This window comes from Haematobacter genomosp. 1 (genome assembly GCF_002196855.1).
GTDB lineage: Bacteria > Pseudomonadota > Alphaproteobacteria > Rhodobacterales > Rhodobacteraceae > Haematobacter.
The window spans coordinates 36,075-51,488 of the sequence record NZ_NIPW01000027.1; the positions used below are offsets into that span (position 1 = coordinate 36,075).

Genomic DNA, 15,414 nt, shown 5'->3' on the forward strand with positions numbered 1-15,414 from the left:
CTCTCCTTACTCCGACGTCGACATCGCGGCTCTGGCGCGGGGTCCGTGGAAATACTTCTTCACCCAGGGGTGATCGACTTTCAGCATGTCCTCCATGGTGCCGGTCACCAACACCTTCTTTTCCGCCAGCACCGCCACCCGGTCACAGATGGCGTGCAGACTGTCGAGGTCATGCGTGACCATGAACACCGTCAGGCCGAGCGATTCCTTCAGCTGCTTGATGAGTTCGTCGAACTCGGTCGCGCCGATCGGATCCAGCCCCGCTGTCGGCTCGTCGAGAAAGACGATGTCGGGATCGAGGGCGAGGGCGCGCGCCAGACCGGCGCGCTTCTGCATCCCCCCGGACAGTTCGGACGGGTATTTCGCGCAGGCGTTTGCCGGCAGCCCCGACATCGCCACCTTCAGCCGTGCGAGCTCCGGGCGGAGGTCGGCGGAGATATGCGCCATTTCCCGCATCGGGGTTTCCACATTCTCCTGCACGGTCATGGAGGAAAAGAGCGCGCCCTGCTGAAACAGCACCCCCCAGCGGCGGCTGATGGCCTCCCGTTCCGCCTCCGTGGCATTCAGCACATCGGTGCCGAACACCTTGATCGTCCCCGCCGCCGGCCGGTTCAGGCCGACGATGGAGCGCAGCAGCACCGACTTGCCCGTGCCGGAACCGCCGACGATGCCCAGCACCTCTCCCCGATAGACATCGAGATCCAGACCGTCATGCACGACCTGACTGCCGAACTTGTTCACGAGGCCGCGCACCTCGATCACCACCTCGCGTCCGGTATCCTGCGCCATTCAGACTCCCACCGTGGCAAAGAAGATGGCGAACAGCGCGTCAACGAGGATCACCAGAAAGATCGCAAGCACCACGGAGGCCGATGTCAGCCGGCCGAGGCTCTCTGCGTCGCCGCCCACCTTCAGCCCGTTCTTGCAGCCGATGAGGGCGATGATGACCGCAAAGAAAGGCGCCTTGATGAGCCCGACGAGATAGTGCCAGACCCCGATCGCGTCGTAGAGACGGGCGATGAACATGCCCGGCGAAATGTCGAGCGATATCCACGCCATCAACCCGCCGCCCAGCAGCCCCGCGAAATCCGCGACCACCGTCAGCAGCGGCAGCATGATGAACAGCGCCAGCACCCGCGGCAGCACCAGCATCTGGATGGGATCGAGCCCCAGCACCCGCATCGCGTCGATCTCCTCGCGCATCTTCATCGTGCCGATGGACGCGGTGAAAGCGGAGCCGGAGCGCCCCGCCACGATGATCGCGGTGAGCAGGATGCCGAGTTCGCGGAGCACCGCGACGGCGATGAGATCGACAACGAAGATCTCCGCCCCGAACTGTCGCAGCAGCACCGAGCCCATATAGGCCAGCACCACCCCTATCAGGAAGGACATGAGCGCCGCGATCGGGGCGGCGTCCAGGCCGGCCTGCTGCATCTGCGACACGAGCGCCGCGATCCTGAGCTGCTTCGGGCGCAGGATGTCGCTCCACAGCCGTGCGAGGACGGCACCCAGAAGATAGACGAGCTCCAGCGTGCCGTTCCACGCATTGACGACCGCGCGGCCCACGCCCTCCAGCCAGACGCGGGCGCCGCGCGGAACCTCCTCGGGCGGGGCGGTCTTGTCCATCGCCGCGCCTACCGTGTCCATCAGCGCGCGCCGCGGCTCGTCCAGCCCCTCGAACCGCAGTTCGACCTTCTCCGCCTTCAGCCGCCGCTGCAGCGAGACCAGCGCCCAGGCGCCCGCCGTATCCAGCTTCTCCACGCCGGAGACATCGACGACGACCGGCCCCGACCCGCCGATGGTTTTAAGCTGGTCGCGGAGCGCCTCCACCCCTGCCACGCGGAAATCGCCCGACAGCGTGGCCCGCGTGCCGCCGCCGGTGTCCTCCATCGTTACCGTCGCTTCGGCCACGCGCTGCTCCGCCGTTCTTTCCGCCGAGAGAAGCATGCGGCGCGTTGCGAGGCAACATGTGCCCTGGTCCCGGCCAGTCGCGCCGTGGCTTTGGGGCACCTTATTTCCGACCGGAACCGCACGATTTCCGGCCGGAACCGCACGGGCGGTTAACCTTCCGGCAAACCTTCGCCGCTAGTCTCACATCGTCAGAGTGGGTTGGCGGGAGGAAGTGGACGGATGACGGATCACCCCTTTTCTCTGCGGGACATGAGGCCAGCGATGCTGCTGGCCGCCCTGGGCCTTCCTGCGCTGGCGGCCGCGTCCCTGTGGCCGGGCGTGCCGGGACAGTATGTGGTCTTCGGCCCCCCCTGGGCCGGGCGGGGGGAAGTCCTCCGCATCGTGGGCGAATCGGGCGGAGCGCTGATCGAGCTGGGTGGCGTGGGCAATCTCATCATCGCGGGCTCCGCTTCGCCGTCCTTTCCCGCAGCGGCGCGGAAAGCAGGCGCCTGGCTTGTCCTGCCCGCACCGCGACCGGCGGGCTGCTTCACGTCGGAGGAGACGAAATGAACCAGGAACTCGATGCCCTCCGTCGCCGTTTCGGACGGTTTCTCATTCCGCTCCTCTGGGCGCATGTACCGCTTCTGGCGGTGATCGCACAGATGACCGGGCGTTCGGTGATTCAGGCTCTGGGGGCGGGCGTCCTCATCGCGGGGGCCTATCACCTGACCTGGCACCGCCACGGGATCGCGCCGCCGACGCGCTATCTCTCCGCCGTGGCGCTGGTGGCGGAGCCTGCGGTGATCCTCGCGCTGCTGAACGGCCATTCCTGGCAGATGGACGGGCACATGTATTTCTTCGCCATGCTCGCCCTGACCATCGCCTGGTTCGATGAGCGCGCCACGCTCGCGGCGGCTCTGGTCACCGGGTTGCATCATCTCCTTTTGCTGGTTCTGCTGCCGGGGCTGGTGTTTCCGAGCGATGCGCATCTGGCGCGCGTGTTGCTTCATGCCGCCATCGTCGCATTCCAGACGGGCGTTCTTGTGTGGCTGATCCGCATGGTCGTCTTCCGTTTCCACCGGGTCCGGCAGCTTCACGCGGAACTCAGCGTCGCGAATGACCGGCTGACGGAGCGCAGGCAGGAGGCGGAGGCCGCGAACCAGTCCAAGGGCCTGTTCCTTGCCAACATGAGCCACGAGATCCGCACGCCCATGAACGCCATTCTGGGGTTTTGCCACCTGCTTCAGCGCGGCACACTGACAAACCGGCAGGATGAGCATGTCCGCAAGATCAGCGACGCCGGGGAAACGCTGCTCCGCGTCATCAACGACATTCTCGACTACTCCAAGAACGAGGCCGGCCGGCTCTCGCTCGAAGAGCGGCCGTTCGACATCCGCAAGGTGATCGAGGCGCAGGTGCAGATGATGGGGGCGGAGGCCGACATCAAGGGCGTCGCCCTGCACCTCCGGCTGGGGCACGACCTGCCCCATGTCGTCGTCGGCGACGCCCATCGCTTCGGGCAGGTGTTGCTGAACCTCATCGGCAACGCGGTGAAGTTCTCCAGCGGCGGCACGGTCACCGTTTCCGCGCGTCTCACCTCGGCGGCCAATGACCGCGCGACGGTTGAGGTTTCCGTCAGCGATACCGGGATCGGCATGACGACCGATCAGCAGGCGAAACTTTTCTCACCCTTCGCGCAGGCCGACAGTTCCACCACCCGCCGTTTCGGCGGGACAGGACTTGGCCTCGCCATCTGCCGCCAGATCGTGGAAACCATGGGCGGCGGCATCTCGGTGCAGAGCGAGCCCGGCCGCGGCAGCACGTTCGTCGCCACCGTCACATTCGGTCTGGCACAGGACGCGCCACTGATCCCCTGTGAGCGGCTGCGCAGCCTCCGCGTGCTCCTGGTCGATGACAATCCCGCGGCCCGGCAACTGCTGGCGGAATTCTTCACCGGCTGGGGGGTCGAGGCCGATCTGGTCGCCTCCGGGTCGGAAGCCGTGGCCGCCGTGGCTGCCGCGGCCGGAACAGCCAGCCCGTACGACCTGCTGCTGCTCGACTGGAAGATGCCCGGGATGGACGGGATGGATACGGTCAACGCGCTGAAGGCGCTGGCCCTGCCGAAGCTGCCTGCCATCGTGGTCGTCACGGCCTATGGCGCCGATACTTTCGCCGGGGAGCACGGGGTGGAACAGATCGCCGCCTTTCTCGCCAAACCCGTCGATCCTCAGGCGATGATGACCACCCTGTCGCGTCTGTTCCCGGAAGAGCGGCGAGAGGCGGTCCGGGCGCCCATGGTTTCCGAGCGGCTTCAGGGGGCGCGGGTGCTGCTGGTTGAGGACAATGACATCAACCGGGAGATCGCGACGGCGCTTCTGGCAGATGCCGGGCTTCGTATCGACACCGCCGCCAACGGCAGGATCGCGGTCGAGCGCGTGACCGCACAGGGCGGCAGCTATGCCGCGGTGCTCATGGATGTGCAGATGCCGGAAATGGACGGGCTTGCCGCGACCCGCGCCATCCGCGCCCTGCCCGCCTTTTCGGGTCTGCCGATCATCGCGATGACCGCCCATGCCCATGAACATGAGCGACAGCGTTGTTTCGACGCCGGAATGGACGACCATATCGCGAAGCCCGTGGATCCGGCCCTCCTGGTCCAGACGCTCGACCGGTGGCTGAAACCCGGGGTGATCGAGGCCCTGCAGACTGCGGCTGCCGCAAGCGGGCCTCCGATAGATATCGCCGCCGCGCTTCTGCGGGTGAGCGGCAAGCGCGACCTGCTTCGTCGCCTGCTCCAGCACTTTGCAGCGGCCTATGCGTCCGCCCCGAACGATATTGCGGGGCTGCTGCATCTTCAGCAACCGGCAGAAGCGCGGCGGCTGGCGCACGCCCTTCGGGGCGACGCGGCCACGATAGAAGCGGCGGCTGTGCGCGACATCGCGAGCGAGGTGGAGGACATGCTGGACCGCGGCACGGAGGGGGAGGCGATGGCCCGGCTCCCGGCGCTGGAGCAGGCCCTTCTGCCAGTGCTCGCCGCAGTCAGGGCGCTGACCGAGTCACCGCCAGATGGCGACGCGGTAAAGGTCACGCGCTTTGGTTGAAGCGTGCCTCCGCTCTGCGGTCCGCATGATCCAACCTGCCCGGAAATGGAGCAAGTCCCACAAAACCTGCGGCGCCGCGCTGCCATGTGCATGTTCGTGATGGACCGGAAAAACCATACATCGTAATGTTTGGAGGATTTTATTTTCAGCAACCATTTGCAACAGGTCCGACGCTTTCTGCGACCGGCCAGATGACGAGGATGAGTTATCGTGAGATTGTCCGGTCGATTGGCAGGGGCTCTGCGCCCGATGGGTGGCTCTCTGCGCCTGCGTGGTGCCATGGTCCTGTTGCTCGCGATGTCCGCGGGCCCTCTCTCTGCCGAGCCGGAAGCCTATCGGCTGGGCCCCGGGGATGAAATCGCGCTCACAATCCTGCAGCGGGGAGATGCGAACGGCACCTATGTCGTGCAGGATGACGGCGCAATATCCCTCCCGGGCGTCGGGCTTGTGTCGGCGGAAGGGCTGACGCTCCGGGATTTCGAGGCCGTCGTGACATCAAAGGCGGCGGAGACGGTGCGAGACCCCTCCGTTGCCATTCAGATCGTCCAGCGCCGGCCGTTTTACATCGCCGGAGCCGTTTCGCAGCCCGGCGGCTATCCGCATCGCGCCAAGCTGACGGTCATGCAGGCGGTTGCCCTTGCCGGCGGTTTCGGGCGGCGGCTGGAGTCCGGCGACCCGCTGAACGAAATAGTCATCGGCACGCGCGCCGAGCAGGCCCATGCCGATGCGGCGCTGCAGAGGGGCGCCCTTCTCATCCGCACCGCCCGGTTGAACGCCGAGCTGGCGGGTGATCATGATTTCGACATCACCGCGTCCGAGGCCGGTCTGAGCGATGCCGCCGCCGCGCCGCTTCTGGAAAAGGAGCGCCAGCTCCTCTCCACCCGTCTTGGCCAGAAGGAACGGCAGATCGAGATCTTGCGATCCAACAGCGCGGCGCGACAGGAGGAAATGGCCGCCCATGACGCCCGGATCGCCCAGCAGACATCCATGCTGGACGAACTCTCTGGCGAACTGGCCAAACTGCGCGACGCGCGGGACCGCGGCATGGTCACGTCGGAGCGCGTGAACGACATCATGCGGGAAGAAGACAATACCCGCGGCAACCAGATGCAGAGCAACATCCTGCGCAACCAGTCCCGCGTTGCGGTGATCGAACTCGAGGAGCGGATGGTTGATATCGAGGCCGGATTCCGGGAATCCCTGCTGACGGAGTTGCGCGATACGGAAACCCAACTGCGCAGCTTGAGCAATTCATTGCGTGCGGAAGGTGCGCTGATGGAGGCGACGGGCAGCAACACTCTTTCCAATAGCGAAACAATCGGGCAGTATGACTTCAGCATCATACGCGGCGACGCGCCCGTTATCGGCCCGATTGGACTGACGACACGGGTCGAGCCGGGGGATGTGCTCATGGTCGCACGAAGGAGCGTCAGTCAATAGACCCATCGCGTTTCCGGGGCTGGAGGAACCTGATCGTGGGGGGAATTTCCCGAAATGATGGAGGCATCCTTGCCCGAAACCAAACAGGCGAAGCCGCTACCCGATCACGCCGTGCAGTTCACGGACATGCAGCAGGAAGAAGCGGCAGAAAAGGCGCCGCCTCTTCCCGATCTTTTCCTGCATGACATCGCCAAGATCACGCCACCCGCAGAGGTGGAGGTCGCAGCGGGCAGCGGGGAGAGCCTGTCAGCCCCTGAGGCGGTGGTGATGGCAAAGGCGCTGCCCACTGCCTCACCCGCCACAATCTACATAGATCCGACGGCGGCCGCGTCGGGAGATGGCAGCGTGGAGGCTCCATTTCGGAGCTGGCATGAGGTGACCTGGCAGGACGGCACCACCTATCTCCAGAAGGCGGGCACGGCCTGGGAGGGGAATATCATCGTCTCGGGCGGCGATATCTCCATCGGCAGTTATGGCAGCGGAGCGGCCACCCTTCTGGGAAGCGTCGTGTTCGAAGGCGCGACGGGCGGTGGGTTGGCAGGGTTCGACATCAGGGGCAGCGACTATGCGGGTGTCACGCTCACCGCAGGCGCGCGCGGGGTGACGATCAGCGACAACACCATCACCGGAAATGCAGGCGGCATCTGGTTCTCGCAGAATTCGGGCGGCGACAATGTGATCACGGGCAACAGCGTCTCGGGAAATCTGGGCGTCGGCATCGCGCTGGATCGCGTGGCGACGACCGCAGGACATGGCAACCGGATCGAAGGAAATACCGTATCCTTCAACGGCAGCCACGGGATAGACGTCTATGCGAACAATACGCTGGTTGACGGGAATACGGTATTTGGCAACGGGCGTTTGATTGAGGGGGCATCCGGCATCCACGTCTATGCCCGCGCGCTTTCGGAGGGGCTGGGGCGGGACAATGTGATCTCCGGCAATGTCTCCTACGGCAATCTGGACAGCGGCGGGAATGACGGTATCGGCATTCTTCTGGATCATTACACCAGCGGCAATCGTGTCGAAAACAACTTCGCCTTTTCCAACGACGGCGCGGGCATCAGTATTCACGGCGCGGCGGGAAATACGGTGGCGGGCAACACGCTGTTCGGCAATCTGCTGGATCGGAGCGATAGCCATACCGTCGTGGCGGAGTTGCTGATCAACAGCAATCCCGCGCTTGGCAACAAGCTCACCCATGACAACGTGATTACGGACAACACGGTTCTTTCCGATCATTCCCAAGGGTTTGCGCTTTATGTGGATGTGGAATCCGCACCGCTGAACAATGCATTCGACGGCAATCTGTGGCAAAGTCACATGGGGCCGCTGGTGCAGGACGGCACCCTCACCCTCGCTACGGCGGAGGCGCTTTCCGGCTCGGCGCGGCATGGGGAGGATCGGGCCGAGGGCTTTACCCTCGCCGCGGCCCCGGTTGGCGAGATGGAGCATGATCTCAACGGTCTGCAACTGATCCTCGACGGCCGCCCCGCGGAGTTGGAGGGGTGGGACAGCACCGTCGGGCTGGTGGGCGACTGGCTGCTTGCCTAGGAGGCGCGCCGCGCGGCCCCCTGACCTGCCGCATGACCGATGGCGGCCAACAGACCCTCTGCCGATTTCTCCCATGTGAAACGGGAGAGGTGACGTGCGATCGCATCCGTGGCAGGGGGCGCGGCATCGGCCAGCGCCTCGTCCAGCAGATGGGCAAGGCGCTGCCGGGCATCCGCGGCCTCGGGGTCAAAATACCGGGCGAAGGGGCCTGCGACCTCCGGGATCGCGGTGGCCCTGCTGGCGACGACCGGCAGGCCGAGAGACAGCGCCTCCACCAGCGGGATGCCGAACCCCTCCCCCCTGCTCGGATAGGCCAGCACCCCGGCGCGGCGATACCACCCGGCGAGCACCTCGTCCGAGGCATCGGGCAAAAAGGCGATGTCGCTCCGCCCCTCCATCCGCGCGATCACACCGTCGCTGCCGAAATCGGGACGACCGATGACGATGAGCCGCCTGTCGGGCGTCGTCATCAGGTCAAGCGCGTCGAGGAGCAGGCCGAGGTTCTTGCGCGGCTCGATGCGCCCGACGAAAAGCACCGTCCTGCCGTCGCCCGCGCGCCCGCCCCGGAAGGACGGCGCGCCGTTCGGCGCGAGGAACACCCGCCCTGCCGACAGCGCGTACCGGCGGGCGATCTCATCCCGCGTCCAGTCGGAGACCGTGAGCAGCGCCGCCGCCCGCCGCGCCCCGCCGCGGACCAGCGTCTGCAGGCGTTTGCGCATAAGGGGGGGGAAGAATTCCGGGTGGCTCTCGAACAGCAGATCGTGAAGGACGAGGATCTGCCGTTCGCGATAGACGGGCGGTCCATGATATTGGAACAGGTGGAAATCCGCCTCTCCCGTCGCGATCACGCGGGGCCAGTAGATCCCGAGCCGCGCGATGCTCCGGCGATAGGGTATGGGGCGAAACTCGACGTTTGGCAGAGCGGCGAGCAGGCCGAGCGAGGCGCTGTCATGGGCATGCAGCAGCCAGCGGATCTCCGGTGCCGCAGGAATGGCGCGGGCCAGCGTTTCCCGCAGCCATGTCCGGCTCCCCTGCGGCTTGCCGTCCAGCACATGCGCGTCCACGGCGATGCGAAGCGGTCTCATGCCTGGACCGCACCCAGGGCGGTGGGGGTGATATCGAGCAGCGAAAGCGCGGCATCCTTCACCGCAAGTCCCCGGGCCGGCGAGTCGGGGCGGAGACGAAACCCCTCCTGCCCCGGCTGGTCGATATCGTAGAAACGCGGGTCGGCCACACGGTCAACCCCGCCGGTAAAGCCCGCCCACACCTCTGCCGAACTGCCCCGCCAACGCCGGGGCGCCCAGAAAAATGCCTCTCCGCCCGCAGTGTTGTAAACGAGGTTGTTGCCGATCCGCTGGGGCATGGAACCTGCGGTCGCCTCCACCCAAAGCGCGGTCGTCTCTCTCCGTGTGGCAACGCAGATGTTGCTTTCGATCCGGTTGCCGGAGGGGCGGGCCATGCGCCGGGTGTAGTCGGAGGAGAGCGTGATCTCCGCCGGATAGGCATGGGTCCTGCCCGGATCGCGCATGTTGCCGACGACGGTGTTGTTGACCACCACCGTCCGCGAGGCATCATAGAGATTAATCCCCGCCCCGTCGTTTCCGTAGCAGATGTTGAAGGCGATCAGATTGTCGTCGCACCACTGATCGGCCTGAATTCCGTTGCCGTCCTGCGCCTCCACCTCCCGCGTGTCGGAGCAGATGTTGAAGGCGATGACATTGTTCTTGCCATGATCATCCTCCGGCGCACGGCAGAAGGTATGGATCCCGGAGCAGCCGGCGCTCCTCTGTCCGCTGCGGCGGACCGCGTTATGGGTCACGATGTAATGGCTGCCATGGATTTCCATGCCATGAATGCCGGTATCGAGGATTTCATTGCGTTGAATCCACGTCTCCCGCCCCGGTGCTGCGTTCAGGGCGTCGATGGCAATGCCCATCGTCCGGCAGCATTCGAGCCGATTGCCGATCAGCCGGTGCCCCGCCCCCGCCCCGTTGCCGATCCAGATGCCGAGCGCGGTATCCTGCAGCAGACAGCCCTCCACGGTCACCGCCTCCGCCCCTTGTTGCAGGACGATGGCCGAATGTTCCGTGCCCGTCATCGTGACATCGCGGAGGATGGTGTGGCGCGCGCCGTCAAGGTGGATGGGCTGGGTGAAACGGGCGCTGCCGGGGGTTTCCGCGCGGATCAGGATGTGCCGGTCCGCGGTTCCCCTGGCCGGGATGACGAGCGGCATGTCGTAGCGCCCGGCCCGGATCACCACCTCCGCGCCGGGCGGCAGGCTGGCCCATGGCACCTCGCCCGGCCGGTCGGTGACGATGACCTCGCCCGCGCCCGCCCGGAGCGGCGTCAGGAGCGGCAGCGTGGCCAGCGCCAGCAGCGCGCGGCGGGAGAGCGCGAGGCTCACGAAGCCACCCGCGACAGCTCATCCCTGATGGCGCGGCGCTTGCGGAACTGAAAGACCTTGCGCCAGATCGCGCGGGACAGGCCGGGGGCGAGGGGACTCACCTGCTCCGCCAGCCGCAGCGCTGCGGCATCCCCGAACGTGGCGAAGGCGGCATCTCCCAGCCGGTGGCGGAAGGCGGGGGGCAGCGTCTCCGGTCCGACCATGCCGAGCGCGCCGAGCACCGGGGCAAGGTCGGGCGCCTTCTTCCACCACAGCGCCAGCGCCGTCCCCTCCCGCTCCGCGATACGGAGGAACTGCGTCTCGTCCAGCGAATGCCAGTGATAGCCCAGGGCCTCCGGCGCGTAGAGCAGCCGCAGCCCGTGCGGCGCAAGACGCTGGCCGAGTTCGATATCCTCGTGCCAGCGCAGCGCTTCGTCAAACCGGCCATGACGGGCGAGAAACGCGGCCTTGACCGACAGGTTGCAGGTGAAGAACGCGGTCCAGTCCACTTCCTCCCGCCCGGCGAGCGGCGCGAAGGACGCGTCATGATGCAGCGGCGAAAGCGGATTGGCGGCGAAATCGGGGTGGATGGTCATGCAGCCCAGCACGGCCACCTTCTCCTCCGGGTAGCGGTCGTGGAGCGCCAGATGGCGGGCGAGCAGGTCAGGCTCCGCGATCGTATCGTCGTTCAGAAACAGGACGACAGGCGCGCGGGCTTCAGACAACCCGCGATTGCGGGCCGCGTTCGCGCCTGACTGATTCTGCCTGATGCAGGTGATTCGACTTCCGGCGTATTTTGTTACCAGCGGTTGAATCTCTTCCGGTGAACCATCATCAATAACCAGAACCTCGAATTTAGCATTCTGCAAAACCTGTTTGCGCAATGCATCGAGACATCGTTCCAATGCATCCTTTCGGTTGTAGGTCGGGATAATAACTGAAATCGCGGGTTGTTCCATTTCCCGGAAACCCTCTCCTGCACAGGCGATCCTCAATAGGATCAAATAATACATGCAAATGTTTGCTTGACAAGTCGGCCCGCCGGTCGTGAATTGTTAATAAGATATCCATAACCCATTTATCACCCGCTACAACCAGGCATTGATAATGCCATTAAGTTTCGCAGGATAATAAATTTACGATCACTCTGTGGAGTAATTACCTAAGAGAGTCTCACCCTGAAATTCAATCAGATCAGCTGTAATGAAAATTAAGCCGTAAAGACTACAGACCATCCGCGCTGTACCGCCCGCTTTCCTGTCGATGGACAGGGAAGTGCATTGAAAATTTGTTGCGAAGGATTTTCCCATGGATATGAGCGGCATCCACGCCAAGCAGAAACCGGCGATCTTCGGAAGCGCTCCCATTCGGGAACGGGGATCCTTCATTGTCTTTGGCAAGCCCGACATAGGGCAGGAAGAAATCGACAGCGTGGGGGCGGTGATTTCCAGCCTCTGGATCGGCGCCGGTCCCGAAACACGGCGGTTCGAGGAATCCTTTGCGAATTACATCGGCGCTTCCGGCGCGGTGGCGGTGAATTCCGCGACGGCGGCACTGCATCTGGCGATGCAGGTTCTCGACCTGGAGCCGGGAGATGAGGTCATCACCACCGCCATGACCTTTTGCGCCACGGTGAGCGCCATTCTCCATGCCGGGGCGACGCCCGTGCTCTGCGACTGCGACCCGGAGACCGGCAACATCCTGCCCGAGCAGATCGCCGCCCGCATCACCCCGCGCACCCGGGCCATCATCGTCGTCCACATGTACGGGCGGATCTGCGACATGGGGCCGATCATGGCCATCGCCGATGCCGCCGGCCTGCCGGTGGTGGAGGATTGCGCCCACGCTGTGGAGACCACATGGCGCGGCGCTCATGCGGGCACCATCGGGGCGATAAGCTGCTTCAGCTTCTACGCCAACAAGACGCTCACCACGGGAGAGGGCGGCATGTTCGTCGCGCGTGATCCGGCGCTCATGGAGCGGGCACGCATGCTGAGCCTGCACGGGTTGAGCCGCGATGCGTGGAAGCGGTTTTCGGCGGCCGGATACCAGCATTACGACGTGCCGGAGGTCGGCTGGAAATACAACATGAACGACATCGCCGCAGCCATCGGCCGGGTCCAGCTCGCCGGGGTGGAGCGGCGGTTGCGCCGGCGGGAGGAGATCGTCGCCCACTACCGGGCCGCGCTGATGGGCCTGCCCATCGACCTGCCGCCCCTGCCCGACCCGTCATCCCGCCATGCCTACCATCTCTTCGCCGTGCAGATCCGGCCCGGAGAGCTGAGCATCGATCGGGATGGCGTGCTGAACGCCATTCAGGCGGAGAATGTCGGCGTGGGCGTGCATTACCGGGGCGTGCATCTGCTGAGCGGCTTCCGCTCGGCGAAGGTCATCGGCTGGCAGGACCTGCCGAACGCGGATCGGGTGAGCGAGCGCACCCGGTCGCTGCCGCTTTCCAGCGCGATGACGGATGAAGAAGTCGAAGCCGCCTGCATCGCCGTGCGGCGCGTTCTGGAGTGGTTCTCATGCTGACATTCCGGCCTCTCCGATCAGGCCAGCCCCTGCGCGTCGCCGTCGTCTCCACCATCTATCGCGCGACGCCGCCCAACGGCTACGGCGGGATCGAGCGGGTGGTTCACGAATACTGCGAAGAGTTGATCCGGCAGGGCCATGACGTGACTCTGTTCGCCCGCGAGGGCAGCCGGAGCAGCGGCAGGCTCATCCCGATCCCCGCACCCGGGCGGGAGCTGACCGGCGTGAACAAGGCCGCCGACAGGCTGAGCGAGGAGCCGCTCTACGAGATCATGAAGGCCACGCTGGAGGCAGACCCGGTGGACGTGATCCACGACTGGTCGTTCGAGAACCTCTATGTCCTCCGGCATCCCGAGCGGTTCCCCTTCCTGATCTCGAGCTGCATCCCGGTGGGGCCGGATTACCAGCGCCCCAACATCGTCGCCGCAGGGCGCGGGCATGCCGAAGCGATCGGCGGCGGGATGCCGCATGTGAACTATGGCGTCGATCTCAGCCGCTACCGTTTCGTGCGGCAAAAGACGGCGCCCATCGTGCATATCGCCAAGGTCGCCCCCTACAAGGCGCAGCATGAGGCCATTCTCGCCGCGCTGCGGGCGGGCGTGCCGCTCGACATCTACGGGGTGCCGGAGCACCGGCTCTATTACTCCGCCGTGGTGCGCCCGCTGACCATGCTGGGCCGCGGGATCAGCTGGAAGGGGGAGACGAACGACCTCCCCGCCGTGCTGGGCGCGGCGCGGGCGCTGGTCCAGACGCCGCGCTGGATGGATGCGCTGCCGATGGTGGTGATCCAGGCGCTGGCCTGCGGGACGCCGGTGATCGCCTATCGCTCCGGCGGGCTGCCCGAGCAGATCGACCACGGCGTTTCGGGGTTCCTCGTCGATGGAACGAAGGATCTGGCGGAGGCGATGCGCAACGTCGGCCAGCTCGACCCCGCGGCCTGCCGCCGCTGGGCGGAGGAGCGGTTCGACGTGGCCCGCATGGCGCGGGACTACGTGCACCTGTTCGAGCGGGTGCGCGAGGGCGAGGCATGGATCGGCGGCCCCGCCGTTCCGGGCGGCCGCGTGCAACGCGCCGGACAGGCGGAGGCGGTATGAGCCGCGACGCCCGCGAATACCGCCGCAACCTTGCCGCCCAGGCTCTGGGCCGGTTTCTCTATGTTGCGGGCGGCGCGGGCATCCTGATCGCGGCCAGCCATGTGATGAGCCTCGCCGATGTGGGCACCTATGCGCTTGGCGTGGGGTTTCTGGCCATCGTGTGGTCCTTTGCCGATCTGGGAACTACGGCAGCGCTCGGTACGCTGCTGACCGCCACACCCGCGGCGGAGCAGGGGAATATGCTGGGCAGCTTCGTGGCGCTTCGTCTGGCGATTTCCCTTGTCGCGGGGCTTGTGGGGGCAGGGGCAACCTATCTGTTCCTGCCCCCCTCGCTCTGGACGGTGATGACGCTCGCCTGTCTGCTGACCCCGCTTCTGGGCGCCCGCTTCTTCGAGCCCGTGTTTCAGGTGGGCGGGCAGCCGCAGTATTCGCGTCTGGCCGGATATCTCTATGTGGCGGTGCTGGTGTCCACCGCGGCGCCGGTGCTGTGGCTCGCGCCCGGACGGCCGGACCTGCTGATCGGGGCGCATATGCTGGCGGGGCTGGCCTATGCCGGGCTGGGGCTCGCGCTCTGCTGGCGGCTGATGGGCGTCGGCTTCGGGCGCGTGGCGGAACATGCGCTGCCGATCCTGCGCATCGCGGGGCCGCTCGGCCTTTCCGGCCTGCTCGCCATGTTGAACCTGCGGCTGGCGATTGCCGTGCTGCAATGGCTGCGCGGACCGGAGGATCTGGCGATCTTCTTTGCCGCGCAACGGTTTCTGGAGCTTGGCGCGGCCTTGGTGGCCACGGCGATCACGCCGATGTTCGTCATCTTCACGCGGTTGCAGCAGGACGGCGCCGTTACCGGCGCGGCACAGCGGGCGCTGGCGCTGGCGCTGGCCTTCGGCCTTCCGGTCGTGCTGGCGGCGCCGTTGCTCTCCGGGCCGGTGGTCGGCCTGATCTACGGCCCCGCCTTTGCGGCAAGCGCCCCCGTCGCGGCGATCCTGTCGATGCAGCTCGCGCTGACCGCCATCGGCATGGCGCTGCTGCCGGTGATCGTGGCCATCGGGCGGCAGGGCATGCTGATCCCGGCGGCGGCGGCGGCGCTGGCGGTGAACCTGGTGCTCTGTCCGCTGCTCGTGTCCCGCCTCGGGCCGCAGGGCGCGGCGTGGAGCGCGGTTGCCGCGGAGGCGGTCATCGCCGGGGTGCCGCTCATCGTCGTCCGCGCACGGGTGGAGGGGCTGCTCGCCCGCCGCCTCATCCTCTGGGTGTTGTTCGCCGGGGCCGCCATGACGGTCACCATGCTCGCCCTCCGCCCTTTGTCGGAGACGCTGGGCGGCGTCGCGGGTCTGGCGGTCTATGCCCTCATCATCCTGTTCTCCGGCCTTCTGCGCGCCGGAGAGGTTCGCAATCCCCTTCAGCCCCTGCAAGCGCGGTGATC

12 protein-coding genes are annotated in these 15,414 nt (G+C 66.0%); 7 read left to right on the plus strand and 5 right to left on the minus strand.

The genetic code is table 11. From position 1 onward, the window contains the following. Positions 1–6: 6 nt before the first annotated feature. Together CDV49_RS13705 and CDV49_RS13710 are read right to left on the minus strand one after the other, a co-directional pair. A complete protein-coding gene (locus tag CDV49_RS13705) occupies positions 7–789 on the minus strand; it encodes an ABC transporter ATP-binding protein (protein WP_088215993.1) in 783 nt (260 codons plus the stop codon). Next, a complete protein-coding gene (locus CDV49_RS13710; protein WP_256947345.1) occupies positions 790–1,911 on the minus strand; it encodes an ABC transporter permease in 1,122 nt (373 codons plus the stop codon). 219 nt (positions 1,912–2,130) lie between these two features. Here CDV49_RS13710 and CDV49_RS20510 point away from each other — a divergent pair, with 219 nt between their 5' ends. The 4 genes from CDV49_RS20510 to CDV49_RS13725 all read left to right on the plus strand — a co-directional run bounded on the left by CDV49_RS20510 (position 2,131) and on the right by CDV49_RS13725 (position 7,985). Continuing rightward, positions 2,131–2,460, plus strand: coding sequence for a hypothetical protein (locus CDV49_RS20510; RefSeq protein WP_179209210.1), 330 nt, complete (start codon positions 2,131–2,133; stop codon positions 2,458–2,460). Next, positions 2,457–4,991 (plus strand): hybrid sensor histidine kinase/response regulator, encoded by a 2,535-nt coding sequence (locus tag CDV49_RS13715; RefSeq protein WP_179209211.1) that lies wholly within the window; start codon positions 2,457–2,459, stop codon positions 4,989–4,991. The genes CDV49_RS20510 and CDV49_RS13715 overlap by 4 nt, the downstream gene beginning before the upstream one ends. A 249-nt stretch (positions 4,992–5,240) precedes the next feature. Then, positions 5,241–6,431 (plus strand): polysaccharide biosynthesis/export family protein, encoded by a 1,191-nt coding sequence (locus CDV49_RS13720; protein WP_088215995.1) that lies wholly within the window; start codon positions 5,241–5,243, stop codon positions 6,429–6,431. A 69-nt stretch (positions 6,432–6,500) separates the two neighbouring features. Beyond that, entirely contained in the window at positions 6,501–7,985 is a 1,485-nt protein-coding gene (locus tag CDV49_RS13725) for a right-handed parallel beta-helix repeat-containing protein (protein ID WP_179209212.1), read from the plus strand. Here CDV49_RS13725 and CDV49_RS13730 read toward each other — a convergent pair. From CDV49_RS13730 to CDV49_RS13740, 3 genes are read right to left on the minus strand one after another with little or no spacing between them, the layout of a single operon-like run. Next, a complete protein-coding gene (locus tag CDV49_RS13730) occupies positions 7,982–9,070 on the minus strand; it encodes a glycosyltransferase family 4 protein (RefSeq protein WP_088215997.1) in 1,089 nt (362 codons plus the stop codon). The genes CDV49_RS13725 and CDV49_RS13730 overlap by 4 nt on opposite strands. Beyond that, positions 9,067–10,389 (minus strand): right-handed parallel beta-helix repeat-containing protein, encoded by a 1,323-nt coding sequence (locus CDV49_RS13735; protein WP_088215998.1) that lies wholly within the window; start codon positions 10,387–10,389, stop codon positions 9,067–9,069. Before CDV49_RS13735 ends, CDV49_RS13730 begins: the two co-directional genes overlap by 4 nt. Beyond that, positions 10,386–11,381 carry a glycosyltransferase family 2 protein gene (locus tag CDV49_RS13740; RefSeq protein WP_306424950.1) on the minus strand — a complete coding sequence of 332 codons (996 nt, stop codon included), beginning with the start codon at positions 11,379–11,381 and terminating at the stop codon, positions 10,386–10,388. Before CDV49_RS13740 ends, CDV49_RS13735 begins: the two co-directional genes overlap by 4 nt. A 295-nt stretch (positions 11,382–11,676) precedes the next feature. Between CDV49_RS13740 and CDV49_RS13745 the strand changes: the two genes are divergently transcribed. Genes CDV49_RS13745 through CDV49_RS13755 form a run of 3 tightly spaced genes read left to right on the plus strand, consistent with a single transcriptional unit; the run spans position 11,677 to position 15,412 of the window. Further along, positions 11,677–12,900: a DegT/DnrJ/EryC1/StrS family aminotransferase gene (locus tag CDV49_RS13745; RefSeq protein WP_218821976.1), complete on the plus strand. Its 1,224-nt coding sequence runs from the start codon at positions 11,677–11,679 to the stop codon at positions 12,898–12,900. Next, positions 12,894–13,994 carry a glycosyltransferase gene (locus CDV49_RS13750; protein ID WP_088216000.1) on the plus strand — a complete coding sequence of 367 codons (1,101 nt, stop codon included), beginning with the start codon at positions 12,894–12,896 and terminating at the stop codon, positions 13,992–13,994. Before CDV49_RS13745 ends, CDV49_RS13750 begins: the two co-directional genes overlap by 7 nt. Then, positions 13,991–15,412: a lipopolysaccharide biosynthesis protein gene (locus tag CDV49_RS13755; RefSeq protein WP_179209213.1), complete on the plus strand. Its 1,422-nt coding sequence runs from the start codon at positions 13,991–13,993 to the stop codon at positions 15,410–15,412. Before CDV49_RS13750 ends, CDV49_RS13755 begins: the two co-directional genes overlap by 4 nt. Positions 15,413–15,414: the final 2 nt, after the last annotated feature.

What these genes read in the sequence shown, in the direction of transcription:
- CDV49_RS13715 (WP_179209211.1), top strand. Translation starts at nt 2,457, where the DNA reads ATGAACCAGGAACTCGATGCCCTCCGTCGCCGTTTCGGACGGTTTCTC.
- CDV49_RS13730 (WP_088215997.1), bottom strand. Translation starts at nt 9,070, where the DNA reads ATGAGACCGCTTCGCATCGCCGTGGACGCGCATGTGCTGGACGGCAAG.
- CDV49_RS13750 (WP_088216000.1), top strand. Translation starts at nt 12,894, where the DNA reads ATGCTGACATTCCGGCCTCTCCGATCAGGCCAGCCCCTGCGCGTCGCC.
- CDV49_RS13705 (WP_088215993.1), bottom strand. Translation starts at nt 789, where the DNA reads ATGGCGCAGGATACCGGACGCGAGGTGGTGATCGAGGTGCGCGGCCTC.
- CDV49_RS13755 (WP_179209213.1), top strand. Translation starts at nt 13,991, where the DNA reads ATGAGCCGCGACGCCCGCGAATACCGCCGCAACCTTGCCGCCCAGGCT.
- CDV49_RS13745 (WP_218821976.1), top strand. Translation starts at nt 11,677, where the DNA reads ATGGATATGAGCGGCATCCACGCCAAGCAGAAACCGGCGATCTTCGGA.
- CDV49_RS20510 (WP_179209210.1), top strand. Translation starts at nt 2,131, where the DNA reads ATGACGGATCACCCCTTTTCTCTGCGGGACATGAGGCCAGCGATGCTG.
- CDV49_RS13720 (WP_088215995.1), top strand. Translation starts at nt 5,241, where the DNA reads ATGGGTGGCTCTCTGCGCCTGCGTGGTGCCATGGTCCTGTTGCTCGCG.
- CDV49_RS13740 (WP_306424950.1), bottom strand. Translation starts at nt 11,381, where the DNA reads ATGTATTATTTGATCCTATTGAGGATCGCCTGTGCAGGAGAGGGTTTC.